The 26660-nt window shown below is 68.2% G+C and carries 22 protein-coding genes and 3 tRNA genes; 11 read left to right on the forward strand and 14 right to left on the reverse strand.

Going from position 1 to position 26660, the window contains the following annotated elements; genetic code table 11:
- Positions 1-4: 4 nt before the first annotated feature.
- A complete protein-coding gene (locus tag ACPEH1_RS01500) occupies positions 5-883 on the reverse strand; it encodes a helix-turn-helix transcriptional regulator (protein WP_313217048.1) in 879 nt (292 codons plus the stop codon).
- Between the two features lie 141 nt (positions 884-1024).
- Between ACPEH1_RS01500 and ACPEH1_RS01505 the strand changes: the two genes are divergently transcribed.
- Genes ACPEH1_RS01505 through ACPEH1_RS01520 form a run of 4 tightly spaced genes read left to right on the forward strand, consistent with a single transcriptional unit; the run spans position 1025 to position 5735 of the window.
- On the forward strand, positions 1025-1468 hold the full coding sequence (locus ACPEH1_RS01505) for a MarR family winged helix-turn-helix transcriptional regulator (RefSeq protein WP_026070989.1): 444 nt from the start codon (positions 1025-1027) through the stop codon (positions 1466-1468).
- Entirely contained in the window at positions 1465-2958 is a 1494-nt protein-coding gene (locus tag ACPEH1_RS01510; protein ID WP_313160079.1) for an efflux transporter outer membrane subunit, read from the forward strand. The genes ACPEH1_RS01505 and ACPEH1_RS01510 overlap by 4 nt, the downstream gene beginning before the upstream one ends.
- A gap of 10 nt (positions 2959-2968) precedes the next feature.
- Positions 2969-4150 (forward strand): multidrug efflux MFS transporter periplasmic adaptor subunit EmrA, encoded by a 1182-nt coding sequence (gene emrA, locus ACPEH1_RS01515; RefSeq protein ID WP_423715119.1) that lies wholly within the window; start codon positions 2969-2971, stop codon positions 4148-4150.
- Positions 4151-4157: 7 nt separating this feature from the next.
- Complete coding sequence (locus ACPEH1_RS01520; protein ID WP_423715120.1) at positions 4158-5735, forward strand: DHA2 family efflux MFS transporter permease subunit; 1578 nt, start codon at positions 4158-4160, stop codon at positions 5733-5735.
- A 130-nt stretch (positions 5736-5865) separates the two neighbouring features.
- Here ACPEH1_RS01520 and ACPEH1_RS01525 read toward each other — a convergent pair.
- Both ACPEH1_RS01525 and ACPEH1_RS01530 read right to left on the reverse strand, forming a co-directional pair.
- Positions 5866-5952 (reverse strand) — tRNA-Leu (locus ACPEH1_RS01525).
- A gap of 190 nt (positions 5953-6142) precedes the next feature.
- Positions 6143-6229: transfer RNA gene (locus tag ACPEH1_RS01530), tRNA-Leu, on the reverse strand.
- Between the two features lie 152 nt (positions 6230-6381).
- Here ACPEH1_RS01530 and ACPEH1_RS01535 point away from each other — a divergent pair.
- Positions 6382-7068 carry a glutathione S-transferase family protein gene (locus tag ACPEH1_RS01535; protein ID WP_166472795.1) on the forward strand — a complete coding sequence of 229 codons (687 nt, stop codon included), beginning with the start codon at positions 6382-6384 and terminating at the stop codon, positions 7066-7068.
- Between the two features lie 75 nt (positions 7069-7143).
- On the opposite strand, the gene ACPEH1_RS01540 is transcribed toward ACPEH1_RS01535, so the two are convergent.
- A tRNA-Leu gene (locus tag ACPEH1_RS01540) sits at positions 7144-7230 on the reverse strand.
- An 86-nt stretch (positions 7231-7316) separates the two neighbouring features.
- Between ACPEH1_RS01540 and rnr the strand changes: the two genes are divergently transcribed.
- From rnr to rlmB, 3 genes are read left to right on the forward strand one after another with little or no spacing between them, the layout of a single operon-like run.
- Positions 7317-9812, forward strand: coding sequence for a ribonuclease R (rnr, locus tag ACPEH1_RS01545; RefSeq protein WP_423715122.1), 2496 nt, complete (start codon positions 7317-7319; stop codon positions 9810-9812).
- A 54-nt stretch (positions 9813-9866) separates the two neighbouring features.
- Positions 9867-10346: a GFA family protein gene (locus tag ACPEH1_RS01550; RefSeq protein WP_166472796.1), complete on the forward strand. Its 480-nt coding sequence runs from the start codon at positions 9867-9869 to the stop codon at positions 10344-10346.
- A 59-nt stretch (positions 10347-10405) separates the two neighbouring features.
- Positions 10406-11152, forward strand: coding sequence for a 23S rRNA (guanosine(2251)-2'-O)-methyltransferase RlmB (gene rlmB / locus ACPEH1_RS01555; RefSeq protein ID WP_017357418.1), 747 nt, complete (start codon positions 10406-10408; stop codon positions 11150-11152).
- Between the two features lie 159 nt (positions 11153-11311).
- Here the strand turns inward: rlmB and ACPEH1_RS01560 are convergent, their stop codons facing one another.
- The 3 genes from ACPEH1_RS01560 to ACPEH1_RS01570 are packed head-to-tail and all read right to left on the reverse strand — an operon-like array spanning position 11312 to position 15962.
- Positions 11312-12745, reverse strand: coding sequence for an efflux transporter outer membrane subunit (locus ACPEH1_RS01560; RefSeq protein WP_423715123.1), 1434 nt, complete (start codon positions 12743-12745; stop codon positions 11312-11314).
- Positions 12742-14727: a MacB family efflux pump subunit gene (locus tag ACPEH1_RS01565; protein WP_423715125.1), complete on the reverse strand. Its 1986-nt coding sequence runs from the start codon at positions 14725-14727 to the stop codon at positions 12742-12744. Before ACPEH1_RS01565 ends, ACPEH1_RS01560 begins: the two co-directional genes overlap by 4 nt.
- On the reverse strand, positions 14724-15962 hold the full coding sequence (locus tag ACPEH1_RS01570) for an efflux RND transporter periplasmic adaptor subunit (RefSeq protein WP_423715126.1): 1239 nt from the start codon (positions 15960-15962) through the stop codon (positions 14724-14726). The genes ACPEH1_RS01565 and ACPEH1_RS01570 overlap by 4 nt, the downstream gene beginning before the upstream one ends.
- A 202-nt stretch (positions 15963-16164) precedes the next feature.
- Here ACPEH1_RS01570 and ACPEH1_RS01575 point away from each other — a divergent pair, with 202 nt between their 5' ends.
- The 3 genes from ACPEH1_RS01575 (at position 16165) to ACPEH1_RS01585 (ending at position 21473) form a co-directional block, all read left to right on the forward strand.
- A complete protein-coding gene (locus tag ACPEH1_RS01575) occupies positions 16165-16893 on the forward strand; it encodes a response regulator (protein ID WP_017356981.1) in 729 nt (242 codons plus the stop codon).
- Positions 16890-18305 carry an ATP-binding protein gene (locus ACPEH1_RS01580; RefSeq protein ID WP_136004215.1) on the forward strand — a complete coding sequence of 472 codons (1416 nt, stop codon included), beginning with the start codon at positions 16890-16892 and terminating at the stop codon, positions 18303-18305. Before ACPEH1_RS01575 ends, ACPEH1_RS01580 begins: the two co-directional genes overlap by 4 nt.
- A 138-nt stretch (positions 18306-18443) precedes the next feature.
- Positions 18444-21473, forward strand: a complete 3030-nt coding sequence (locus ACPEH1_RS01585; protein WP_423715127.1) for a two-component regulator propeller domain-containing protein — start codon at positions 18444-18446, stop codon at positions 21471-21473.
- A 47-nt stretch (positions 21474-21520) separates the two neighbouring features.
- Here ACPEH1_RS01585 and rnt read toward each other — a convergent pair whose 3' ends face one another.
- From rnt to pstB, 7 genes are all read right to left on the reverse strand, one after another.
- The gene (rnt, locus tag ACPEH1_RS01590) at positions 21521-22108 is read right to left on the reverse strand and encodes a ribonuclease T (protein WP_136004413.1); all 588 of its coding nucleotides are present in this window, start codon (positions 22106-22108) and stop codon (positions 21521-21523) included.
- A gap of 103 nt (positions 22109-22211) precedes the next feature.
- Complete coding sequence (locus tag ACPEH1_RS01595) at positions 22212-22721, reverse strand: DoxX family protein (protein ID WP_313241706.1); 510 nt, start codon at positions 22719-22721, stop codon at positions 22212-22214.
- Between the two features lie 25 nt (positions 22722-22746).
- Positions 22747-23502, reverse strand: coding sequence for a DNA-binding domain-containing protein (locus ACPEH1_RS01600; RefSeq protein WP_423715128.1), 756 nt, complete (start codon positions 23500-23502; stop codon positions 22747-22749).
- Complete coding sequence (locus ACPEH1_RS01605; RefSeq protein WP_017356812.1) at positions 23495-24367, reverse strand: DUF692 domain-containing protein; 873 nt, start codon at positions 24365-24367, stop codon at positions 23495-23497. Before ACPEH1_RS01605 ends, ACPEH1_RS01600 begins: the two co-directional genes overlap by 8 nt.
- Positions 24354-24728 carry a hypothetical protein gene (locus ACPEH1_RS01610; protein ID WP_017356813.1) on the reverse strand — a complete coding sequence of 125 codons (375 nt, stop codon included), beginning with the start codon at positions 24726-24728 and terminating at the stop codon, positions 24354-24356. The genes ACPEH1_RS01605 and ACPEH1_RS01610 overlap by 14 nt, the downstream gene beginning before the upstream one ends.
- Positions 24729-25051: 323 nt before the next feature.
- Positions 25052-25759 (reverse strand): phosphate signaling complex protein PhoU, encoded by a 708-nt coding sequence (phoU, locus tag ACPEH1_RS01615; RefSeq protein WP_017356814.1) that lies wholly within the window; start codon positions 25757-25759, stop codon positions 25052-25054.
- Positions 25760-25815: 56 nt separating this feature from the next.
- Complete coding sequence (gene pstB, locus ACPEH1_RS01620) at positions 25816-26646, reverse strand: phosphate ABC transporter ATP-binding protein PstB (protein ID WP_017356815.1); 831 nt, start codon at positions 26644-26646, stop codon at positions 25816-25818.
- Positions 26647-26660 lie beyond the last annotated feature (14 nt).

Raw genomic sequence — 26660 nt, forward strand, 5'->3', positions numbered from 1 at the left:
ACGATTATCCGGATGCGGCCGGGGATGCCAAGCCGCGTGATGGGTTCAGTGGCTGTCCGTTGCGCGCCAGATAGCGCCCGGGCGGGCAGCCGAAGTGGCGGCGGAACACCGTGACGAAGGCGCTGGGGCTGCTGAACCCCAGTTCGTGGGCGATGTCGGACACCCCCTGGCCGTCGGAAAGGCGGCGCAGGCCCTCGGCCAGGCGCGCCTGCTGGCGCCACTGGGCGAAGCTGAGGGTGGTTTCGTCGCGGAAGTGCCGGGTCAGTGTACGCGGCGACAGCCCCGCCCACTGCGCCCACTGCTCCAGGCTGCGGCCGTCTGCCGGGTTGGCGATCAGCTGCGAGGCGATCCGCAGCAGCCGCCGGTCCTGCGGCATCGGCAGATGCATGCGCTGTCGCGGGGCGTGCCGCAGTTCGTCCAGCAGGACCTCGATCATGTGCTGCTGGCGCGGACTGGCCGTCTCGGCAGGGGGCCATTCGGTGACGCGCAGCGCCAGCGCCTGCAGCAGGTCGGAGATGGCGACCACGCAGGGTTCATCGGGCAGTTCGCGGGTCAGCCCGGCACTGATGATCACGCCCCAGCCCCGCAGCGGGCCGCAGATGTCCACCGTGTGGGGTTCGGCCGGGGGCATCCAGCCGGCGCACCCGGGCGGCAGCGACCAGTTCCCGTGCCGGGTACGGATGTTGAGCAGGCCGGCCTCCACGCTGATCAACTGGCCGCGCCGATGCTGGTGCCAGTCGATCTCGCGCTCCAGCCCGTTGGCGCTCTCGACCCGGAAGCCGAGCACGCCCAGCCCATCGTCGCGCTCGAACCAGTCGAGCACGTTGTTGCGGATCATCTGGGCGGCGATGGGGTCGGGTGCTGGCCGGAATGTGTCATTCATTGGCTATATTGTAATACCGGGCCAGTGTCGGGCGCTATTAAGGTGGCGTTCCTCCATTGTTCTGTGTGCTGCAACACAGCATTTTGTTCCATATCGAATATTTCCATTGAGAAATATAATTTTTGGAAGAGAATGCTCACCATGATCTGTCCCGAAACCACGCCTCCCAGCTTCGGACTGCTGTTGCGCCAGGTGCGCGACGGCCTGGTCCGTCAGCTGGACACGTCGATGGCCGAAGAAAACCTCGGCATCGGGTTCACCCACTACCTGGGCCTGAAGGTGCTCTCGGCGCGCGCGCCGTGCACCGCCAACGAACTGGCCCAGGCCCTGGACCAGGTGCCCAGTGCCGTTACCCGGCTGCTGGACAAGCTCGAAGCGATGGGCTGCGTGCGGCGCGAGCCGCATGCCCAGGACCGTCGGGCGCTGCAGATCGTGTTGACCGACGAAGGCCGCCAGTTGTGGGCCCGGCTGAAGCAGCGCGGCGACCAGACGATGAACGACGCCATGCGCGACCTGTCCCAGGACGAGCGCGCGCAGCTGCATTCCCTCATGACCCGTGTACGTGACTCCCTCAATTCGCCATGACTCTCCCCTCTGATCGCCCCTCGTCACTGCGCCCGCTGCGGCCGGTGCTGCTGTCCGTGCTGGCGCTGGCGCTGGCTGCGTGTGCCAGCACCGGCGGCCTGGAACCCAAGGCCATGCTGCTCGACGCCGACAGCCTGCAGACCCAGCGCACCCTGGCCAACCCCGGGCTGAGCCAGCCGGGCTGGCCGTCCACCGACTGGTGGCGTGCGCTGGGCGACCCCCAGCTCGACGCCCTGATCGCTGAAGGCCTGCAGCGCAACCCGGGTCTGGACGCCGCCGATGCGCGCCTGCGCCAGGCCCGCGCCCAGATCGGCACCGCCCGTGCCGACCGCCTGCCGAGCGTGTCCGCCTCCGGCGGCTACACCGGTGTGCGCCTGCCCGAATCGATGGTGGGCGATGAGCTTGGCGGCAGCTATGCCGGCAGTGGCCAGGCCTACCTCAGCGTCAGCTATGGCATCGACCTCTGGGGTGGCAAGCGCGCGGCCTGGGAAGCGGCCGTGGACAGCGGCCACGCCGCCGCAGTGGACGCGCAGGCCGCGCGCCTGAACCTCTCGGCGGCGATTGCCGAAGCGTATGCGCAGTTGGGCTACGCATGGCAGTTGCATGATGTGGCCAGCGAAGAACTGGTACGGGCGCAGAAGACCCTGGACCTGACCCGTCAGCGGCGCGCCGCCGGCATCGACAGCGACCTGCAGACCCGCCAGGCCGAAGCCCGCATCCCGGCCGCGCAGCAGCAGCGGCAGGCCGCGCAGCAGCAGATCGACGAAGCGCGCACCGCGCTGGCCGCGCTGGTCGGGCAGGGCCCGGACCGCGGCCTGCAGATCGAACGCCCGCAGGTGCTCAACCCGCTCGCGCTGCAGCTCCCGGGCGTGCTGCCCAGCGAACTGCTCGGCCGTCGCCCGGACATCGTCGCCGCGCGTTGGCGCGTGGAAGCAGCCCAGCGCGGGATCCACGCGGCCAAGGCGCAGTTCTATCCCAGCCTGAACCTCACCGCGCTCGGCGGGGTGGTGTCCAGCGAGGTCGACCAACTGCTCAAGAGCGGTTCGACCTTCGCCTTCCTGGGCCCGGCGCTGAGCCTGCCGATCTTCGACGGTGGCCGCCTGCGCGCCAACCTGGACAAGACCGACGCGCAGTACGACCTGGCCGTGGCCGATTACAACCAGTCGGTGGTCAACGCGCTGCGCGATGTCGCCGACCAGGTCAATGCGGTGCGTTCGCTGGCCGACCAGGCCGCCGCGCAGGCCCAGGCGGTGAGCACCGCGCGGGCCGCCCACGACCTGGCCGGACAGCGCTACCGCGCCGGCATCGGCAGTTACCTGGACGTACTCAGCGTGGAAGAGCAGCTGCTGGTGTCCCAGCAGCGCCTGGCCGAGCTGCAGTCGCGTCAGATCCTTGTTTCGGTGCGACTGAGCCAGGCGCTGGGCGGCGGTTTCATCCCGTCCAGCGACACCGCCACGGTTGCCGCCACCCCCGAATCCTCGCATTCCTGAGAGTCATCCCATGAGTCAGACCTCCGCCCCCGCTGCCGAGAACGCAGCTCCCTCCCGTCGCGGCAAGCTGCTGCGCGGCCTGCTGGTCATCGTGGTGCTGCTGCTGGCCGCGCTGGCCCTGTGGTACTTCATGTTCGGCCGCTGGTTCGAGGAAACCGACGATGCCTACGTGCAGGGCAACCAGGTGCAGATCACCCCGCTGATCAGCGGCACCGTCGTGGCGATCAACGCCGATGACGGCATGCGCGTGGCGCGTGGCCAGCTGCTGGTACAGCTGGATCCGACCGACACCGAAGTGGCGCTGCAGCAGGCCGAAGCCAACCTCGCCCGGACGGTCCGCCAGGTGCGCGGCCTGTACCGCAGCGTCGAGGGCGCGCAGGCCGAGTTGAATGCCCGCCAGGTCACGCTCAATCGTGTGCGCGAGGACTTCAATCGTCGCAGGAACCTGGCCGCCACCGGTGCGATCTCCAACGAAGAGCTGGCGCATGCCCGCACCGAACTGGCCGCTGCCGAAGCCGCCGTCGCCGGTTCGCGCGAGACCTTCGAACGCAGCAGCGCACTCGTTGACGACACCGTGATCGCCACGCAGCCGGACGTGCAGGCGGCCGCCGCGCAGCTGCGCCAGGCCTACCTCAACAATGCCCGCGCCGGCATCGTCGCGCCGGTGGCCGGCTATGTCGCCCGTCGTTCGGTACAGGTCGGCCAGCGCGTGCAGCCGGGCACTGCGCTGATGGCCGTGGTGCCGACCGAACAGATGTGGGTGGAGGCCAACTTCAAGGAGACCCAGCTGCGCCACATGCGCCTGGGCCAGGAAGTGGAGCTGCGCTCGGATCTGTACGGCGGTGATGTGACCTACAAGGGCCGCATCGACAGCCTGGGCCTGGGCACCGGCTCGGCGTTCTCGCTGCTGCCGGCGCAGAACGCCAGCGGCAACTGGATCAAGATCGTGCAGCGCGTGCCGGTGCGCATCGCCATCGACGCCAAGCAGCTGGCCGAGCACCCGCTGCGCATCGGCCTGTCGATCAAGGCTGAAGTGAGCCTGCGCGACCAGAAGGGCACCGTGCTGCCGACCGAAACCGCCAAGGGCCAGGTGTTCGACACCGACGTCTACGCAAAGCAGCTGCACAGCGCCGACGACGTGATCCACCAGATCATCCAGAGCAACCTGCCGCAGCAGGCCAAGGCAAGCTGAGGCCATCATGTCCGCACAAGCTCCCGCCGCGCCCGGTATGCCGGGTGCGCCAGGGACGACCGCCGTCTTCAAGCCGGCCAACGTCGCCCTGTGTACCGCCGGCCTGGCGATGGCCTCGTTCATGCAGGTGCTCGACACCACCATCGCCAACGTGTCGCTGCCGACCATCGCCGGCAACCTCGGCGCCAGTTCTCAGCAGGCGACGTGGGTGATCACCTCGTTCGCGGTCAGTACCGCGATCGCGCTGCCGCTGACCGGCTTTCTGAGCCGTCGCTTCGGCGAGACCAAACTGTTCGTCTGGGCCACGCTGGCCTTCACGCTGGCCTCGCTGCTGTGCGGCCTGGCGCAGAGCATGGGCATGCTGGTCGTGTCGCGTGCGATCCAGGGCTTTGTGGCGGGTCCGATGTACCCGATCACCCAGAGCCTGCTGGTGTCGCTGTACCCGCGCGAGAAGCGCGGGCAGGCGCTGGCGCTGCTGGCGATGATCACCGTGGTGGCGCCGATCGCCGGCCCGATCCTGGGCGGCTGGATCACCGACAACTACAGCTGGGAGTGGATCTTCCTGATCAACGTGCCGCTGGGCATCTTCGCCGCGCTGGTGGTGGGCAACCAGCTCAAGGGCCGGCCGGAGCACACCGAGAAGCCGAAGATGGACTACGTCGGCCTGATCACGCTGGTCATCGGCGTGGGTGCGCTGCAGCTGGTGCTGGACCTCGGCAACGACGAGGACTGGTTCAGCTCGGGCAAGATCGTGGTGCTGGCCTGCGTGTCGGTGGTGGCCCTGGCGGTGTTCCTGATCTGGGAACTGACCGACAAGGATCCCATCGTGGATCTGCGCCTGTTCCGGCACCGCAACTTCCGCGCCGGCACGCTGGCGATGGTGGTGGCCTATGCCGCGTTCTTCAGCGTGGCACTGCTGATCCCGCAGTGGCTGCAGCGCGACATGGGCTATACGGCGATCTGGGCGGGCCTGGCGACCGCGCCGATCGGCGTGCTGCCGGTGATCATGACCCCGTTCGTGGGCAAGTACGCGTCGCGGTTCGACATGCGCATGCTGGCCACCATCGCCTTCGTGTTCCTGTCTTTCACCAGCTTCCTGCGTTCGGGTTTCAACCTGCAGGTGGACTTCGGCCATGTGGCCGGCATCCAGCTGATCATGGGTATCGGTGTGGCGCTGTTCTTCATGCCGGTGCTGCAGATCCTGCTGTCGGATCTGGACGGGCGCGAGATCGCGGCCGGTTCCGGCCTGGCCACGTTCCTGCGCACGCTGGGCGGCAGTTTCGCGGCGTCGTTGACGACGTGGCTGTGGGCGCGGCGCACCCAGGAGCACCATGCGCACCTCACCGAGCATGTGTCCGGCTACACGCCGGGCATGCAGGACCAGGTGACCGCGATGGGGCAGGGCGACCTGCAGCATGGCGCCGCCGTGCTCAACACCATGATCAACCACCAGGCATCGCAGATGGGCTTCAACGACATCTTCTTCCTGCTGGGCTGGATCTTCCTGGCCATCATCGCGTTCCTGTGGCTGGCCAAGCCGCCGTTCGGCGCAGGGGCCGGCGCGGCCTCTGCCGGCGGACATTGACGGCGTGACCTGATGGAACAAAAAACCCCGCTGAAGAGCGGGGTTTTTTCTATGCCGAGCCACGCGCAGCGGCAGAAACCGGCAGGCATGAAAAAACCCGCTTGCGCGGGTTTGATCATTGTCTGAGTCATGGTGCCCAGGAGAGGACTCGAACCTCCACGAAGTTGCCCCCGCTAGCACCTGAAGCTAGTGCGTCTACCAATTCCGCCACCTGGGCGACTCAGGAGGAGAATTCTGCGGGAGAACCGGGAATGTGTCAACAGCATTTCGCACGACGTGGCGTTGCTCGCTTGTCGCCGCGACATCGCGTTGCATGTCGCGTGATGCAGGCGTCCTGCGAAGCGGGTGTCATCGAACGCCGGAAACGAAAAAACCCGCTTGCGCGGGTTTGATCATGTTCTGAGTCATGGTGCCCAGGAGAGGACTCGAACCTCCACGGAGTTGCCCCCGCTAGCACCTGAAGCTAGTGCGTCTACCAATTCCGCCACCTGGGCGACTCAGGACGCGAATTATGCGGAAGCCGTTGAAGACTGTCAACGCTTTGTGACGCGCCGTGCGGTCCCGGTCGCGCTGGCGGGTGGGGCGCGGCTTGACCGGGGCAGCCGACACTGAAAATACTGGCCCCACCCTGCAGCAAGGCGTTCCCATGCCGAACCCGATCCTGCATTTTCATCCCCTGTCATCGTGCTGCCAGAAAGTGCTGATCGCCGCGCGCGTACTGGGCGCATCGCTGGATGCGCGGCTGTTGAACCTGGGCGACCCGGTCGAGCGCGAGGCGTTCCGGACGCTGTGGCCACTCGGCAAGATGCCGCTGCTGGTGGAGCAGGACACGTGCATCGGCGAGACCAGCATCATCATCGAGTACCTGCAGTGCCATCATGCCGCCCAAGGGGCGCTGCTGATTCCGCAGGACCCGGCACAGGCGCTGGAGGTGCGCTTCTGGGACCGGGTCTGCGATCTGTACGTGATGGCGCCGATGCAGGCACTGACTGCCGCCCTGCTGCAGCCGTCGGGCGATGGAGGCGGAGCCGCGGACGCCGCCGCCCGCGCGATGCTGCTGAACACCTATGCGGTGTTGGACCGGCAGTTGGGTGGGCGTCAGTGGTTGGCGGGCGACAGCTTCAGCCTGGCCGATTGCGCCGCAGCGCCGGCGCTGTTCTATGCAGTGGCCTACGTGCCGTTGCCTGCGTCACATACCGCGCTGTCCGCCTATGTGGAGCGGTTGATGGCGCATGCACCTGTGGCGGCGGTGATCGACGCCGCGCGGCCCTGGTTCAAGCACTTTCCGGGGCGGGCAGGGCTGTCGCGCCGCTACTACGACCCGGACACCTGATCCACCCGGGCTGCGCCGGACGTACCCCGGACATGAAAAAACCCGCTTGCGCGGGTTTGATCATTGTCTGAGTCATGGTGCCCAGGAGAGGACTCGAACCTCCACGAAGTTGCCCCCGCTAGCACCTGAAGCTAGTGCGTCTACCAATTCCGCCACCTGGGCGACTCAGGGGGCGAATTGTGAAGATGCCATCGGCGCTTGTCAACGGTTTTTCGACAATTCTTCACAAAGCTGCATGTGCGCATGCCATGACCGGTTCTGCACACCGTCAGCGGTTAAGATGGAGGCCAATGAAACCAAAGAAACCGACCCGGGGCGCGAAAGCCCCCAAGTCCCCGGCGCCCAAGCAGGCGTCCGGTCCGTCGGGCAAGCCCCGCGCTGCCGCGAAGAAGAAGCCCGGCAAGCTGCCACCCTGGATGCCCGAATCTCTGACTGCGCCCGCCGCGCCGCGCCCCGGTACCCGCGCCGCCGCCAAGGACGCCACCCGCCGCCGCCCGTTGCCGGGCGCGGGCGATATGACCGTGCAGGACCCGTTTGCCGCGCGTGAGGCCGAGCGTTACGCCCAGCCCATCGCCAGCCGCGAGGCGATCCTGCAGCTGCTCGACCGCTGCGATGGCCCGCAGACCGCCGATGAGATTGGCGTCCATCTGGGACTGACCGAACCGGATCGGGCCGACGCGCTGGGCAAGCGCCTGGGCGCGATGGTGCGCGATGGCCAGCTGGTGCAGAACCGCCGCGGCGGCTTCGCGCCGGTGCAGGCCACCAACCTGATCACCGGTGTGGTCATCGCCAACCCGGAAGGCTTCGGCTTCCTGCGTCCGGTGGAGGGCGGCGACGACCTGTTCCTGCCGCCGTATGAAATGCGCAAGGTGATGCACGGGGACCGTGTGCTCGCCAACGTCACCGGCATCGACCGCCGCGGCCGTCGCGAAGGCAGCATCGCCCGCGTGCTCGAGCGCGGCATGACCCGCCTGATCGGCCGTTTCAGCATCGAGTTCGGCATCAGCTATGTGGTGCCCGATGACAAGCGGGTGCAGCGCAATGTGCAGATTCCGCCGGACCAGACCGGCGATGCGCGTGATGGCCAGCTGGTCGTCTGCGAACTGACCCAGGCGCCCGATACCCGGCGCCCGCCGATCGGCCGCATCATCGCGGTGCTTGGTGACAAGCTGACCGCCTCGCTGATCGTGGAAACCGCCATCCACGGCCACGAGCTGCCGTTCGAGTTCCCGCAGGAGGTGCTGAACGAAGCCTCCGCCGTGCCGCTGGTGGTGGAACCGTCGATGATCGGCGGCCGCGTCGACCTGCGCAGCACGCCGCTGGTGACCATCGATGGCGAAGATGCCAAGGACTTCGACGACGCGGTGTACTGCGAACCGAATGCCGAGGGCTTCCGTCTCGTCGTGGCGATCGCGGACGTGTCCAACTACGTGCGGCCGGGCACGCCGCTCGACGACGAAGCGCAGAAGCGCGCCACCTCGGTGTACTTCCCGGGGTTCGTGGTGCCGATGCTGCCGGAGACCCTCTCCAACGGCATCTGTTCGCTGATGCCCAAGGTCGACCGCATGTGCTTCGTCTGCGACATGCAGGTGAACCGCGAGGGCGAGGTGATCCACTCGCGCTTCTACGAGGCGGTGATGAATTCGCACGCGCGCCTGACCTATACCCAGGTCTGGCAGGCGGTAGGCGAGAACGACGTGGCGGTGCGCAACCAGATCGCCGCGGTGCTGCCGCAGGTCGAGCGTCTGCACCAGCTGTACAAAGTGCTGGCCAAGGCGCGCAAGCGCCGTGGCGCGATCGAGTTCGAGTCCTCCGAAGTGCGCTTCGTGCTGGACAACACCGGTGAAGTCACCCAGGCCGGCATGCTGGTGCGCAACGACGCGCACAAGTTGATTGAAGAATGCATGATCGCGGCCAATGTGCAGGCGGCGCGCTACCTGCTCAGCAAGCACGTGCCGGCGCCGTTCCGCGATCACGCCAAGCCGCCGGAAGCCAAGTACGATGATCTGCTGGAGTTCCTGAAGGAATTCAAGCTGAGCCTGCCGCCGTGGTCGAAGGTGCAGCCGGGCGATTACACCAAGCTGCTCAAGAAGGTGCGCGAGCGCCCCGACGCGGCACTGCTGGAATCGGTGCTGCTGCGCAGCCAGAGCCTGGCGGTGTATTCACCGGACAACCAGGGCCACTTCGGCCTGGCGCTGGACGCGTACGCGCACTTCACCTCGCCGATCCGTCGCTACCCCGACCTGCTGGTGCACCGTGCGATCAAGTACGCGCTCAGCGGCGGTTCGCTCGACAAGTACACCTATTCCGCGCGCGAGATGGCGGCGCTGGCGCTGCAGTGCTCTGAACGCGAACGCCGCGCCGACGAGGCCGAGCGCGAGGTCGACGAGCGTTACCGGGCGGCCTGGATGGAGAAGCACGTGGGCGGCCAGTTCGACGGCGTCATCAGTGGCGTGACCAGCTTCGGGCTGTTCGTGGAACTGGACGAGTCCAAGGTCAACGGCCTGGTCCACGTCACCCAGCTCCCGCATGACTACTACCAGTTCGATGCGGTGCGCAAAACCCTCAGCGGCGAGCGCCGGGGCAAGGCCTACCGCCTGGGTGACCGGGTCCGCATCCTGGTACTGAAGGCCAGCATGGAAGAGCGCAAGATCGACTTCCGTCTGGTCGAGGAAAAGGACGACGAGGTCCCGGCGCTGCCGCCACGTGGCCAGCCGGCCAAGCGCCGGAAGCAGGCGTACTGAACCGGAGTGCCGGCCGCTGGCCGGCCCTCCGTCACCCCGGAACGGACGGGCCCCATGACTACCCTTCCCGAATACAGCGGCGGCTGCCAATGCGGTGCGGTGCGTTTTCACGTCCGCGGTGAGCTGACCGACAGCTCGATCTGCCATTGCCGGATGTGCCAGAAGGCGTTCGGGGCCTACTACGCGCCCCTGGTCTCGGTGCGCGGGGTGGCATTCGCCTGGACGCGCGGGCAACCGCGCCGCTTCGCCTCCTCCAATCTGGTCAAGCGAGGATTCTGCGCGGACTGCGGCACCCCGCTGACCTACGAGGCCCCCAACGGGATGGCGATCGCCGCAGGCGCCTTCGATACGCCCGCGCGCCTGCCGCCCACGGTCCAGTACGGTATCGACGCCAAACTGCCGTTCGTGGATGCCCTGGACCGGCTCAGCGCCATCCGCGACGAAGACGACCCGGAGGCGGTCTACCTGCAGCACCTGGTCTCCCACCAGCATCCCGACCACGACACCGGTGACTGGCCTCCGCCCGCCGCGTGAGGCGGGGGCGCCGCCGATGCTCTACCATTACCACCCCCTTTCCGGTCCCGCCCCCCGCAATGAGCAAGCAAAGCCAGTGGATTGTCGGCGTCAACGCCGTCGCGTCCTCGATTGAGAACGATGCCGAGAACGTCCGCGAGGTCCTGATCGAGGCCGGCGCGAAGAACCCGCGTCTGACCGAGATCGAAGAGAACGCGCGGCGCAAGGGCATCGACGTGCGCAAGGTGAACACCCAGGCGCTGGACGGCGTGGGGGGTTCGGTGCGTCACCAGGGCGTGGCCGCGCGTTACCAGGCTGCACGCACCTGGGGCGAGAACGAGCTGGAAGGGCTGGTCGAAGCGGCCGAGGGCAAGGCCCTGCTGCTGATCCTCGACGAGGTGCAGGACCCGCACAACCTCGGTGCCTGCCTGCGCAGCGCAGCGGCGGCCGGTGCCACTGCGGTGATCATCCCCAAGGACAAGTCGGCCACGGTGAACGCCACCGTGCGCAAGACCTCGGCCGGTGCCGCCGACCGCATCCCGGTGGTGGCCGTGACCAACCTGTCGCGCTGCCTGAAGGACCTGCAGAAGCTGGGCGTGTGGATCTACGGCCTGGCCGGCGAAGCCACCGAATCGCTGTATGCGATCGACCTCAAGGGCAACGTGGCGCTGGTGCTGGGCGGTGAGGCCGATGGTCTGCGTCGCCTGACCCGCGAGAACTGCGACGGCCTGGTCAAGATCCCGATGCCGGGCGACATCGAGAGCCTGAATGTCTCCGTCGCCACCGGGGTCAGCCTGTTCGAGGCCGTGCGCCAGCGCGGTCTGTAAGCCGCGCGCGGGCGGGCTGTGGAGCCGACCGTTGGTCGGCCGCCCTTCGTTCCGGCGTCGTGACATCCGATCCGCCTGCGCGCCGCCCGTTTCGACGCGGCCGCGCGCGGCGCGGCAGCCGCCCAACGGTCGGCGCTACATGAGGACGCGCGGCGGGCATCAGCCTGCGCTGCCGCCCAATGCCTTGAACAAGGTGACATCGTTGATCAACTGCCGCTGCCTCACCGACGCCAGCGACAGCTCCGCATCGCGCCGGGTCTGCTGCGCTTCCAGCCAGGTGCGCAGGTCGGTCGCACCGACCCGGTAGCGCACCTCGTACATCCGCTCGATTTCCACCGCTTCGTCATACGACGCCTGCGACGCCGCGACCTGCGTGGCGAACTGCGTGCGTGCCGAGAGGGCGTTGTCCACTTCCGACAGTGCGGTGTACAGCGTGCGGCGGAAGTCGTTGGCGGCGATCTGGTAATCGGTACCGGCCAATCGGGTGTCCAACTCGGCCTGGCGCACATTGAGGAACGGCAGCGACAGCCCGGCACCGAGCGTGGCCACCGGATGCTTCAACACGTCCGACAGCGAGGTGGCGCCGGTACCGACGCTGCCGGTCAGGCTCAGCGCCGGGTAGTACCGGGTGGCGGTCACCTTGATGGTCTTCAGGCTGTTGCGCAGGCGCAGTTCGGCCGCGCGCAGGTCAGGCCGGCGACCGAGCAGATCGGCCGGCAGGCCTTCGGCGATGGCCGGGCTGGTGGCACGCTCCAGCTGGCGGGGTTCGTCGGCCAGGGCCAACGGCTGGCCATCGAGCAGCACGGTCAACGCGTTGCGGGTGGCCACGCGCTGCTGTTCCAGCGCGCTCTGTGCGGCGCGCTGCGCCTCCAGGCTCTGGCTGGCCTGGCGCACTTCCAACCGCGACACCGCACCGGCATCGAAGCGGGCCTGCACCAGTTGCAGCGTGCGCTGCAGGCGCGCCAGATTGGCCTCACCGGCGCTGATGGACTGGTTGAGAAAGGCCAGCGTCCAGTACTGCGTGGCGACATCGCCGATCACCAGCAGCGCCGTGTTCTGCAGGTCCTCGGCGCTGGCCTGTGCTTCCCACTGGGCGATGTCGCGCTGGGCGCGCAGCCGTCCCCACAGATCAACCTCCCACGGCAGCCCGACACTGGCCGAACTGCTGCGGTTCCAGTCCGCAGACTGGTCGATCGCGCGGTTGCCGCTGCTGCCGACGCTGCCCGAGGGTTGCGGCCACAGCGCGTTGTCGGCCAGTCCGGCCTGCAGGCGCGCACGCTGCACGGCCAGCCCGGCAGACGCCAGGTCGGTGTTGGCGGCCAAGGCACGGGCGATCACCGCGTCCAGCTGCGGATCGCCGAATCCGGTCCACCAGGCGTCGCGGCGCACGTCGGCACCCGCCTCGGCCGGTGACACGGCGACAGCCTGCACCGGCGCGTTGCGCGCCGCATCGCCGCGACCGTAGCTGGCCGGCACCGCCGGCGGGTCGACCCGGTACTGGCTGGTGCTGACACAGGCAGACAGCGCCAGTGCGGACAGGCAGGCCAGGGCCAGCGGACGCCGGGACATCAGGAGAATCGGGAACATGGTCATTCGCGCGCCAGCGCCTCCACGGGGTCGAGTTGTGCCGCACTGCGGGCCGGCAGGAAGCCGAACGCCACGCCGATCAGGCTGGAGCAGGCGAAGGCGGCCACGATGGACGCGGTCGAGAACAGCATCAGGAAGTCGGGGGCGAACTTGCCGAACAGCCAGCCCACCACCAGCGACAGCCCCACGCCAAGCAGGCCGCCGAGCAGGCAGACCAGCACCGCTTCGATCAGGAACTGCTGGCGGATGTCGCTCTGGCGCGCGCCCACTGCCATGCGTACACCGATTTCACGGGTGCGCTCGGTGACCGACACCAGCATGATGTTCATCACCCCGATGCCGCCCACCAGCAGCGCGATCGCCGCGATGGCACTGATCAGCAGGGTCATGGTGCGCGTGGTCTGCTCGATGGTCTGGCGGATTTCGGCGCTGTTGCTGAGGAAGAAGTCCTCGGTGCCGTGGCGCATCACCAGCAGCTTGGAAATGGCTGCCTGGGCGGCATCCATCGGCGTTCTGTCGTCCACCCGGACGGTGATGCTGGAGACGTGGCTCTGGCCAAGCATGCGTGACATCACCGTGGTGTAGGGCACCCACACGCTCAGGCTGGTGCTGCCACCGAAGCCGAAGCTCTGCCGCTGTGCGACGCCGACCACGCGCGCCGGCACGTTGCCGAGCAGGATCACCTGGCCGATCGGGTCCTCGCCGTTGGGGAAGAACTGGGTGCGGGTGTTTTCGTCGATCACCGCCACCTGGGCAAGGCCGCGTACCGCATCGCGGTCGAAGAAGCTGCCGGCAACCAGGGTCACGCCCTTGACCCGGAAGAACTGCTCACCCACGCCGCTGACCTGGGCGGTGGCCGACTGGTTGCGGTACCGGGCGGTGACCGAGGAAGACACACTGGGCGTGGCACTGTCCACGTAGCTCTGCCGCGCCAGCGCATCGGCGTCGCTGGCCTTGAGCGTCTGCACCCGGGCCGAGCGCATGTCGCCGAAGCCGCGACCGGGATAGACGTCGATGGTATTGGTGCCCAGCGCGCTGATGTTCTGCAGGATCTGCTGCTGCGAGCCGTTGCCCAGCGCCACCACTGACACCACCGAGGCGATGCCGATGATGATGCCAAGCATGGTCAGGAAGGTGCGCAACCGGTGCGCGTTCATTGCCAGCAGCGCCATCCGGAACGCTTCGGTGAAGCGGTCGCGCGCGGCGCGCCAGCTGTGGCCGCGGCCGGCATCCACGGTGGGCTGGCGCTGCGCGCGGTAACGGGGGGCGTTCGCATTGGCGCGGTCGGCGATGATCTCGCCGTCGCGGATCTCGATGATGCGCTGCGCGTGTTCGGCCACCGACATGTCGTGGGTGACGATGATGATGGTGTGGCCTTCGGCATGCAGCTCGCCGAGGATCGCCATCACCTCCTCGCCGGAGCGCGTATCGAGCGCGCCGGTCGGTTCGTCGGCCAGGATCACCTCGCCGCCGTTCATCAGCGCCCGCGCGATCGACACGCGCTGCTGCTGGCCGCCGGACAGCTGGCCGGGCTTGTGGTGCATGCGGTCGCCGAGACCGAGGCGCTGCAGAAGCTGCTCGGCGCGCGCGGTGCGCACCGGCCCCGGGCTGCCGGCATAGACGGCCGGCACGGCGACATTGCCGCGCGCATCGAGGTCGCCCAGCAGGTGGTAGCGCTGGAAGATGAAGCCGAAATGCTCGCGGCGCAGCTCGGCCAGCTCGTCCGGCAGCATGCTGCCGGTTTCGCGGCCCGCCACCTGGTAGCTGCCGCGGGTCGGCCGGTCCAGGCAGCCGAGGATGTTCATCAGCGTGGACTTGCCCGACCCGGACTGGCCGACGATGGCGACCATCTCGCCCGCATCGATGTCCAGGTTGACGTCGCGCAGCACGGCGATGGTGTCTTCGCCGGCGGGAAACTCGCGGCGAAGGTCGCGCAGTCGCAGCAGCGGGGCGCGCGTGGGCTGCGCGCCGGTCGGGGCACCGCTCATCGGCGCGGCCCGCCCATGCCCGGCCCACCCATCCGGATCTGCGGGCCACCACGGCCGCCGCTGCTGCCCCCTGCGGCCGCGCCACCCTCGCCGACAATGACCTTTTCGCCCTCGGTCAGGCCGGACAGCACTTCGGCGTTGGCGCCGTTGTTGATGCCGATCCGCACCTTGCGTGGCGCCGGCATGCCGTCGGCGTCGGCGATGCGGACCACGTACTGGCCATCGCGGGTCTTCGGGCCGAGCGCCACCGCCGGGATCATGAGGACGCCCTTGGCCTGCTTGAGCATCACCGATACCTGCGCGGTCATGTCGATGCGCAGCGTGCCGTCGGGGTTCTCCACGTCGAACAGGGCGTTGTAGTACACCGCCGTACTCGAGCTGGAGCCGGAGGAACTGGAGCTTGATGCATTGTCGCTGGCGATGGAGGACGGCGCCGGATTGATCTGGCGCAGCGTGGCGTGGTACTTGCGGTCCGGCTCGCCCAGCGTGGTGAAGTACACCGGCATGCCGGCCTTGATTTTGACCACGTCCGCCTCGGAGATTTCGGCGTTGACCGTGACCAGATCCAGGCGCGCGAGCATCACGATGGTGGGCGCGGTCTGGTTGGCATTGACGGTACGGCCTTCCTCGGCCACCACCGCCACCACGGTGCCGTCCATCGGCGCGGTGATGCGGGTGTAGGCCAGGTTGGCACGGGCGGTGCCCAGTTCGGTCTCGCGACCCTTGATCTGCGCGTCGTAGGACTGGATCTGCGCGCGTGCGGTCTTCAGCCTGGCGTCGGCCGCGTCGTACTCGGCACGCGAGGTGGCTTCGGCCGCGAGCATCTGCTGCTGACGGGCGAACTCCAGTTCGGCCTCCCGCAGGCTGGCCTGCTGCACCGCGCGCTGGGCGCGGATGTTGTCCAGTGCGGCTTCGGCGTTGAGCACCTGATTCTGCTGCGTGGTGGCGTCGATCTCGGCGATCAGCTGGCCTTCCTTGACGGTATCGCCCAGCTGCACCTTCAGCGACTTGATCTGGCCGGAGGCCTGCGCACCCACACTCACCAGCTTGTAGGCATCGACCACACCGGTGGCCTCCACCGTCTGCTCGATGTCGCCACGGCTGACCGGCGTGGTCGCCAGGGCCGGGGCGGCAGGCTTGCGGGCGAACCATGCCACAATCGCGGCAATCACGACGACGAAGGCGATCAGCAGCAGGATGCGGCTGCGGCGGGTGTGGGGCAGGCGGGGCTTCACGATGATCGTCTACTCGGCAGGCCGTTGCGTCGGCGTTGTCAGCATTGTGAAGACCCACGCCGGAGGGCTCAACGCTCGCCGTGTATCAAAGGGTAACCAGACGCGCTGTCCCGCGTTTCGTTGTGTATCGTCGTCGTGTCCTGACACACGCGTACGCATTCCCATTGATGCGGTTCATCTCCGGACAGGGGATCATGACCGCATGGAGACCACCACCACCATGCATCGCCTGTTGATCGTCGACGACGACCACGATATCCGCCAACTGCTTGCCGAACAGCTGGGACGCGCCGGTTACCAGATCAGCACCGCCAGCGATGGCACCGGCATGCGTCAGGTCCTTGAACGCGAACACGTCGACCTGATCGTGCTCGACCTCAACCTGCCGCGCGAAGACGGGCTGACCCTGTGCCGTGACCTGCGTGCGCGGTCAAGCACGCCGGTGATCATGCTCACCGCGCGCAGCGAGCCGATCGACCGCGTGCTGGGCCTGGAAATGGGCGCCGACGACTACCTGGCCAAGCCCTTCGAGCCGCGCGAACTGCTGGCGCGCATCCGCAACGTGCTGCGCCGGACCGAGGCGCTGCCGGCCAATCTGGAGCCGCTGGCGATCCGCCGCGCGCGGTTCTCGCACTGGATATTCGATCTTGAACACCGGCACCTGGTCGACCCCGATGGCCGGGTGGTGGTGCTGTCCGGTGCCGAGTTCCGCCTGCTGCGGGTGTTTGTCGGACATGCCAACAAGGTACTGTCGCGCGAGCAGCTGGTGGCGCTGAGCAGTGGCCGCAGCTACGAGTCGCAGGATCGCGCGATCGACCTGCAGGTCAGCCGCCTGCGCAACAAGCTGGGCGATGACGGCGGCAGCGACGGGCTGATCAAGACCGTGCGCAACGAAGGTTACGTACTGGCCACGGCGGTGGGGCTGGAATGAAACGCCTGCGGCGCTTCTTCGCTTCGATGGTGGGGCGCCTGTTCCTGATTCTGCTGCTGGGCATGGCGGTGGCCGCGATAGGCGCCACCGTGCTGGCCAGCGCCAAGCGCCAGCAGGAATTTGAACGGCAGAACCTCAACCGCATCGCCGACCGGCTGCAGGGCTACGTCAACCTGCTGGACGGCAACCCCGAGCTGCGCGAGCGCCTGCTGGCCGTGGGCGGCCCCAGCGTGCGCGAGCTGCCCGACGGCGCGCGCCAGGGCCGCAGGGACACCGCGATGATGGCCGTGCTGGATGACCGGCCCGGCCCGGTGGCGCACGCCCAGGTCCATTTCACCTCGTTCCGCTCCTGCCTGCCGCGGCTGCCGGAGCTGTTGCCGCCGCCGCCGCACAAGATGGGCGCGCCCAAGCGCCCGCGCGAGCGCGATCCGGCGTTCATCCCGCCCAAATGCCGCGCCGTTTCGGTGGTACTCAGCGACGGCACGCCGCTGCGGCTTGCCCTGGATTCCCCGGCCGTGGCGCACAACGGCATCCTGGCGGTGGACCCGCTGTTCCTGACCCTGCTGGTGATCGCCATCGCGATCCTGGCCTACATCGTGGCGCGCATGGCCAGCGCGCCGCTGCAGCGCCTCGCCGCTGCCGCCGCGGCGCTGGGCGACGACCTGCAGGGCGCGCCGATGCCCGTGACCGGGCCATTGGAAGTCAGACGCGCTGCCGAAGCCTTCAACGCCATGCAGCAGCGCCTGCAGCGGCACCTGGGCGAGCGCACGCAGATGCTGGCCGCGATCACCCACGATCTGCAGACGCCGGTGACCCGGCTGCGGCTGCGGCTGGAGAACGTGACCGACGAGGCGCTGCGTGAGCGCCTGATCGGCGACCTGGGCGCGATGCAGGCGCTGATCCGCGAGGGTCTGGAGCTGGCCCGCAGTGCCGAAAGCGCCGAACAGCGCGCTGCCCTGGTGCTGGATTCGCTGCTGGAGAGCATCGTGGAGGACGCCGCCGAAGCCGGCGCCGACGTGCGCTTCGACCAGGCCAGTGGCGCGGTGATGATGCTGCGCCCGCTGGCCATGCACCGGTTGTTCTCCAACCTGGTGGACAACGCGGTGATGTACGGGCAGTCGGCACGGGTGAGTGTGGAGCAGACCGAGCATGACGTGGTGGTCCGCATCCGCGACAGCGGACCGGGCCTGGCCGAGGACGAACTGGAGGCCGTGTTCGATCCGTTCGTGCGGCTGGAGACCTCGCGCTCGCGCGATACGGGCGGCGCCGGGCTGGGCCTGACCATCGCCCGCGCGCTGGCCGAGAAGGACGGTGCCACGTTGCACCTGCGCAATCATCCGCAGGGGGGATTGGAGGCCGTGGTGCGTTGGCCGGCCACCTGGCGGGTTGCACCCGGAAGCCGCACCGGATAGATCTTCACGACCGTTCGGGCGCGGATTTGCCTACTATGGGCACCTCTTTGCCAGCTTCTCCCCCATGAGAGCGCACGAATCAACCGGCCTGCGGGCCGGGGCTTCCCTTCCCAACGCCATGCGGGCAGGCCTGCACGGATGAGGGAACGGGGGGGCGTCAACCGGCGGCGGCCGGTCCAATCCCGAGGACGCGTCCTGCCGTGGCTGCAGGCCGCAGGGCTGTGCCTGCTGCTGTGGCTGGCGGCCATTCCGTCGCTGTCGGCGCAGGATGGGCCACCTCCGCTGCGCGACTACGCGATCGACGTGTGGACCTCGCGCAACGGCCTGCCGCACAACTCGCTGCGCGACATCGCGCAGACGCCCGAAGGCCACCTCTGGTTCGCCACCTGGGAGGGTCTGGTGCGCTACAACGGGCTGGACTTCACCGTGTTCGACCGCAGCACGCGGCCGGGCCTGCGCGACAATGGCGTGGGCGCCCTGTATGTCGACCACGCCGGCAACCTGTGGATCAGCGACTCGCGCGGCAACGTCACCCGCCGCGGCAGCGATGGCCAGTGGCGGGTATGGGAACACCAGCCGGGGACGCCGCAGGTGCTGATCCAGGCGATGCAGATGGACAGCCATCGGCGCCTGTGGCTGCTGTACGAAGGCAAGGGCATCGGCAGCCTCGACCCGGACGGCCGCATCGCATACACACCGCCGGCGGCCGACGTGCCGATGGCGATGAGTTTCACCAAAATGGTGGTGGACGCCCAGGACCGCGTGTGGGTGGGGACCCTGGATGGCCTGGTGGTGCGCGACAACGACGGCGTCCTGCGCCGCGCGCCGGAGAGCTTCGGGCTGGGGCGTGGCCTGGTGTGGCCGTACCGGGCGCCCGACGGGGTGATGTGGATCGTGGCCGGCGAGCGGATCTACCGCATGCAGGACGGCGTGCCCGAGCTGCAGCACCGCCTGCCTGGCCAGATGCACATGACCGCGATGCTGCAGGACCGCCACGGCGACCTGTGGCTGGGCACCGAGAACCAGGGCCTGCTTCGGCTCTCGCGGCATGGGCTGGAGCGGCTGCCGGCCGGTCTTTCGCTGCCGGGTGGACGTGTGGTCAGCCTGCGGGAGGATGCGGAGGGCAGCATCTGGGTCGGCGCCAACGGCGGTCTGTACCGCCTGCGCGAAACGCTGTTCAGCAGCTACACCGAACGCGATGGACTCAGTGGCGACTACGTGCGCACCGTGTATGAGGACCGGCAACGCCAGATGTGGATCGGCAGTGCCAGCGGCCTGGACCGGATGGACGGCGATGGCCGCTTCCATGCGATCGCGCTGCGCAATCAGGGCGGCAAGCCGCCGTCGGTGTTGAGCCTGGCCCAGGACCGTGCAGGTGATCTGTGGGTGGGCACCTTCGGCGACGGGGTGTTCCGGGTGGACGCACAGGGCCGGGTGCTGCGCACCTACGGCACCGCCGATGGGCTGCCGGGGGGCAACATCCGTGCGATGAGCGTGGACCGTGACGGCGGGGTCTGGGCCGGCACGCAGAAGGGCGTGGTGCGCATTGATGCGCGTGGCGTGGCCGTGCCGACCGTGCCCGGCATGCCGTCCGGGCTGATCACCGCCTTGGCCCACGACGCCGAGGGCAATCTGTGGATCGGCACGATCGAAGGCATCCGCGTGCTGCGCGGCAACCGCGCGCAGGCCATCGACCTGGAGCGCATGGGCGGCGGCCGCAGCGTGTTCGGCTTCCAGCAGATCGGCGATGCGATGTGGGTAAGCACCGACCGTGGGCTGTACCGCTGGCAGAACGGCCGGTTGGCGCGGGTCGGGCTGGAGCAGGGCATGCCCGTGGATACGGTGTTCCAGCTGGTGCCCGACCGCGTCGGCAATGTGTGGATCAGCAGCAACCGCGGCGTCCTGCGCACCGACATGGCGATGCTCAACGATGTGGCCGACGGACGCGCGCCGCACATCGACGTGGAGCACTACAACGAAATCGACGGCATGGCCAATTCGCAGGCCAATGGCAGTTCCGGCCCGTCGGCGATCCTGCGCCAGGACGGGACGTTCTGGGTGGTCACTGCCGGTGGCCTCAGCACGGTCGATCCGCTGCGGCTGCAGCGCTTCCGCGAGCGCCTGGCGCCGCCGGCGGTGATCGAGAACGTGCAGGTGGATGGCACGCCCCTGCACTGGCAGGGCAACGACTACAACCGCATTCCCGGCGGCAAGCGCCTGAGCGTGAGCTATGTGGGGCTGAGCTATCTGCTGTCCGAACGGATCCGCTATCGCACCCGCCTGGAGGGCCTGGACAGCGGCTGGATCGAGCGCGGGCAGCAGCGCAGCGTCGAATTCATCGGTCTGCCGCCGGGCGACTACACGCTGCATGTGTCGGCCGCCCACCCCGGCGGTGCATGGAGCGACAGCGAGGCGGTCTGGGCGTTCACGGTCGAGCCGTTCCTGTGGCAGCGGCGCAGCGTGCAGGTGATCGCTTCGCTGCTGCTGTTGGCCGGCCTGGTGGCGCTGTACCGCTATCTGATCAATCGCTACAAGGCCAGCAACATCCGCCTGGCGCGGAGGGTGAATGAGGCCACGCGCGACCTGCAGGCGCAGACCGTGCACCTGCAGGCCTTGAACGAGGAAAAGACCGCGCTGGCCGAACGTCTGGCCGTGCAGGCCGAAGCCTTTGAACGCCAGGCGCGCGAAGACGCGCTGACCGGCCTGGCCAACCGGCGTGCATTCGACGAAGCGTTGGCCCGCGATTTCGCCCGGTCGCAGCGCAGCCGTCACCCGATGTGCCTGGTGGTGCTGGACATCGACCACTTCAAGGAGGTCAACGACCGGCACAGCCATAGCGTCGGCGACGTGGTACTAGTGGAAGTGGCGCGCCTGATCGCCTCGGCATGCCGCGATTCGGACATGCCGGCACGCACCGGTGGTGAGGAGTTCGCCCTGCTGCTCAATGACACCCGCCTGGACGAAGCGGCGCAGGTCTGCGCACGTCTGCGTGGCCTGTTCCACGACCACCCCGACTGGGCCGGTGTGGCGGGTCTGAAGGTGACCTTCAGCGCCGGACTGGTCGAACTGGATGCGGCCGACCGTACCCCGATGCTGCTGTATCAGCGCGCGGACCGCGCGCTGTACCGCGCCAAGAGCGAAGGCCGCGACCGCACCGCCATCGGGTGACGATCAGGCCGGGGCGGAGCAGGGTTCGGCCGCCCCGCGCGGGTGCGTCAGGGACGTGGCCAAGCGTTGGCGATCGTGCAGAACAGCTTGGCGGTCTGCTCGGTGTCGTACACCGCGCTGTGCGCTTCGTCGGCGTCCCAGCCGAGCCCGGCGGCGTTGGCCGCGCGCGCCAGCACGGTCTGGCCGTAGGCGACGCCGGCCAGAGTCACCGTGTCGAACACGCTGAAGGGGTGGAACGGATTGCGCTTGTGGCCGGTGCGGTTGACCGCGGCGTTGACGAAGCCCAGGTCGAAATGCGCGTTGTGGCCGACCAGGATCGCACGCTGGCAGCCGTACTTTTTCACGGCGGCGCGGACCGGCGCGAAGATGTGGTCGAGCGCGTCCTTTTCAGACTTGGCCAGCCGGAACGGGTGGTCGAGGATGATGCCGGTCACTTCCAGCGATTTCGGGTCGATCTCCAACCCGTCGGCCGGAATCACGTGGGCGCTGGCGGTCGGGCCGGGATAGAGCAGGCCGTTCTCGTCCATTTCGATCGGCACCGCGGCGATTTCCAGCAGTGCGTTGCGGTTGCAGTCGAAGCCGCCGGTTTCCACGTCGATCACGACAGGCAGGAAACCACGGAAGCGTTGGGCCATTGCCAGGTTCGCCGCAGGGGCAGTCGTTTCGGCGGCGGCAGGGGGCAAGGCGGCATCGTTCATCCGTGGATTCTAGCAGAGGGGGCCTGTATGCCCCCGCCACTCAGGCGTCTGCGGGACGGCGCCCCGGCTGCCGGCGCAGCAGGTGGTCCACGCTCAGCGGGCCGGCGCCCTGCAGCGCCAGGGGCAGCAGCATGGCCATGAACAGCAGCGGCAGCTTGAAGTTGCCAAACCCCTGGTCGGTGATGGCATAGCCCTGCCACAGCTCGGCCAGTCCGTCCCAGTGCATCGGCCAGTGCACCGCCCAGGTCGCCACCACGGTCAGGACAAGCAGGCTGCCGGCGGCCAGCCGGGTACCCAGCCCCAGCAGCAGGCAGAGCGCGCCGACCAGCTCCAATCCGATGGCCAGGTGCCAGTTGAGGCTGGCCGGGAGCTGGTCGAACGGAAACGGGAAGGCCTGTTGCAGGTCGCCGAACCAGTTCTGTCCGTGCAGCTTTTCGCGGCCGGACTCCAGGTACTCCCAGGCCAGCAGCAGACGCAGGCCCAGCGGGGCGATCCACGGCGCAAGCCGATCCAGCCGGTCGCGCAGGGCGACCCGGTGCAGTGTGTTCATCAAAGGGGAACTCCTGGAAAAAGGGTCAGGCAGGCGGAGGGGACGGGGCGATCACGGCGTGGCGCAGGAACTGCTGCAGCAGCGCGGTTCCCTCGGTCAGCAGGACATCGGGGGGCAGGCCGTGGGCCTGCGCCAACGCCTGCAGGTGCTCAGCGCCGGTCTGGCCGGGCGACTGGCCGATGCGCTCGAGCAGGTGGGCGGCCAGTGGACTGATCGTCGCGAAGCGCACCTGGCCGTCCGCGTCGCGCCGAACCAGCAGTCCGGTCGGTTCGGTGGGGGGCTCGGCCGGCGCGTCGGCGCTGCCGAGCCGATGGACCGGCCAGTGGTAGAGCAGGGGCCACGCCAAGGGCGAGCGCTGCAGCGGCACAACCTGCGGGTCGATGCCCGTGGCAATCGGCAGCGGACAGGCGTCGAGCTGATAGAGCGCGGTCTCCACCCATTCGTAGTGCGCCAGTTCGGCCAGTGCCGGATGCGGCAGTACCGGGCGTTCCTGCAGCCATTGCACGAATTCGGCGGCCAGCGCGGTGAACAGCGGCGTCTGCGCGCGATGATCGGCAAGAAAGCGGCGTACCAGCGCTGCCCAGGCCGCCTCGCCGAGCAGCCGCGCGCACACCGGGAAGCCGTTGCCGAGCAGCCCCAGCACATTGTTGAACACCAGCCGCCGGTAGATGCCCATCCGGCGCGGGTCCAGGCCGGTCGGCGCGGCGACACGCTCCGGATCGCGCAGATGCGCGGTGAACGCGCGTTGCTGTGCGTGCAGGCGAGGGGATGTGTCAGCCATTGGACACCGCTCCGTGCGCGGCCATCAGGCCTCGGATGATGCGCAGTTCTTCGCGCAGCTCCGGATAGGGGGGGAAGTTGAAATCGCGTTCGAGCAGGGTGGGGCGCGGGCCAATGCGTGCATAGGTGCGGCCGAGCAGGTCCCATACCGGATCGATCACCGCGCTGCCGTGGGTATCGATCTTGAGGTCGTCGGCGTCGTCGAGGTGGCCCGCCACGTGCAGGCAGGCGATGCGATGCGCGGGCAGCCCGGCGATGAAGGCGTCCGCGTCGTAACCGTGGTTGAAGGCGTTGACGTAGACGTTGTTGACGTCCAGCAGCAGGTCGCAGTCGGCCTCGGCCAGCACGGCGTTGGTGAAGGCCAGCTCATCCATTGCCGGTTCCGGCGCCAGGTAGTAGGACACGTTCTCCACCGCGATGCGCCGTCCCAGCAGATCCTGCACGCGGGCGATGCGGGCGGCGGTATGGCGCACGGCCTCGTCGGTGAAGGGAATCGGCAGCAGGTCGTACAGATGGCCCTCGTCGCTGCAGTAGCTCAGGTGTTCGCTGTACAGCGGCACCCGATGCTGGTCCAGGAAGCGACCCACCTGCTCCAGCAGTGACGTGTCCAGCGGCGCGGTGCCGCCCAGCGACAGCGACAGGCCGTGGCAGCTCAGCGGATGGCGCCGTGCCAGCTCGGCCAGCTGTTCGCCGGCCAGGCCGCCCACGCCGATCCAGTTCTCCGGCGCGCACTCGAGGAAATCGACATCGCCCTCGGGTGCCTCGCGCAGGTCCTGCAGCAGCGCACGGCGCAGCCCCAGTCCGGTCGCCGCCGCAGGCAGCGGCGACCGGGGCAGCGCGGTGGCCGGGGCGTCAGTGCTTGGCACCGCACTTGCCTTCGCCGCACTTGCCTTCGGCGGTCTTGCCGGCCGCGGTCGGAGCCTTGGCGTCGTCCGCCTTGGATTTGGCCTTGCCCTTGTCGGCGCCACACTTGCCTTCCCCACACTTGCCCTCGGCGGTCTTGCCGGCCGCTGCGGCGCCGGCCTTCTCCCCACCCTTGGCACCATGCGCCCCGCACTTGCCTTCGCCACACTTGCCTTCGGCGGTCTTGGCGGCGGCTTGGCCGGCAACCAGGTAGCCCTGCGCCAAGTCGGTCATGCTCAATGCAGAGGCCGACGTGGTGGCGCCCAGGCCGGCGGCCAGGGCGGTGGCCGCCAGCAGGGACAGCGAACGGGTGGATGTGCTCATCGATGGTGCTCCTTGGGTATGGGCCAGTGCCCGGAATGGCTGCTGGTGGGGCAGCAGGTGCGGCCATGATGGCCGGTCCTCGCTCAACGAATCCTCACACAGCATTCAACATTTCGTGAAGTGTGGGAGATTCCCATCGTGGCAATGCAACAGGACCCTGCGTACACGGCGGTCGCTCCGCGCGGGCCCCGCGCGGCCCAGCGGCCCCCGGCCGTCCATCCCCCGCGTGCGCCCCGGCACTCGATGGGGCGCATCTCGCGGATTCAAAAAAAAAGCCGCGACCCGAGGGCCGCGGCGTCTGCTCCCTGCATTGGCAGGATGCCTCAGACGTGATCGGTGCTGCTGGTTTCGTCGCGCTTCTCGCGCGGCGGCAGGGCCTGCTCGCCGTGCACCAGGAACCAGACGTTCTCGGCGATGTTGGTGGCATGGTCGCCCACGCGCTCCAGGTTCTTGGCCATGAACAGCAGGTGCGTGCAGGGGGTGATGTTGCGCGGGTCTTCCATCATGTAGGTGAGCAGCTCGCGGAACAGCGCGGTGTACTGTGCATCCAGGCGCGCATCGTCATCACGCAGGGCGAGGGCGGCGGCGGCATCGTTGTCGCGGTAGGCCTCGATGGCACGGCGGACCTGCTGTGCGGCCAGCCGGCCCAGCGAGCGCAGGCCCTGGATCTGCGGCAGCGGCGGGACCTTGCTCAGGGCGATCGAGCGCTTGGCGACGTTGGCGGCATAATCGCCGATGCGTTCGATGTCGGCCGGGATGCGCAGGCCGGCCAGGATCTCGCGGAGGTCGCGCGCCATCGGGCCGCGCAGCGCCAGACGCATCACATCGTGGCTGATCTGCTGTTCCAGGCTGTCGATGGCTTCGTCGTTGGCGATGATGCGCTGTGCCGCGTTCTCGTCGCGTTTCTCGATGACGTCCATCGACGCATCGAGCTGCGCCACGGCCATCTCGCCCATGCGCACGATCTCGGCCACCAGCCGCTGCTGCTCTTCGTCGTAGCTCTTGACGATATGGTCGTTGGGAAAGTTCATGATGATTCTCGTAGAGCCGGGCTCTGCCCGGCTGGATGATGTGGAGACGCAGGCGCTCAGCCAAACCGCCCGGTGATGTAATCCTCGGTCTGCTGCTTGTTGGGCTGCGAGAAGATCACTTCGGTGCGGTCGTGTTCGATCAGGTCGCCCAGATACATGAAGGCGGTGTAGTCGGACACGCGCGCGGCCTGCTGCATGTTGTGGGTGACGATCACGATGGTGTAATCGTGCTTGAGCTCTTCGACCAGCTGTTCGATGCGGCTGGTGGAGATCGGGTCCAGTGCCGACGTCGGCTCATCCAGCAGCAGCACGTCCGGGCGCAGCGCAACGGCACGGGCGATGCACAGGCGCTGCTGCTGGCCGCCGGACAGCCCCAGCGCGCTCTGGTTGAGCTTGTCCTTGACCTCGTCCCACAGCGCGCCCTGGCGCAGCGCCTGTTCGACGCGGTCGGTCATCTCCGACTTGGACAGCTTTTCGTGATGGCGGATGCCGTACGCGACGTTCTCGAAGATGGTCATCGGGAATGGCACCGGCTTCTGGAACACCATGCCGACCTTGCTGCGCAGCCGGTTCATCGGATACTTCGGCGAGAGGATGTTCTCACCGTCCAGCAGCACTTCGCCGCGTGCTTCCAGCTTGGGGTACAGCGCATAGATGCGGTTGAAGATGCGCAGCAGCGTGGACTTGCCGCAGCCGGACGGACCGATCAGCGCGGTGACGCGCTTCTCCGGGATCTCCAGGTCGATGCCCTTGAGCGCATGGAATTTGTCGTAGTAGAAGTCCAACCCGCGCGCGGCCAGCTTGATCGGCGCCGGGGTGTGCAGGCTTTCATGCGACGCCGGGACCACGATGCGCTGCATCGGTACGGCGTTGGAGAGATCGTTCATGGCGATGTCCGTGG

This window comes from Stenotrophomonas sp. NPDC077421, assembly GCF_049545505.1.
In the GTDB taxonomy this organism is placed as follows: domain Bacteria; phylum Pseudomonadota; class Gammaproteobacteria; order Xanthomonadales; family Xanthomonadaceae; genus Stenotrophomonas; species Stenotrophomonas nematodicola.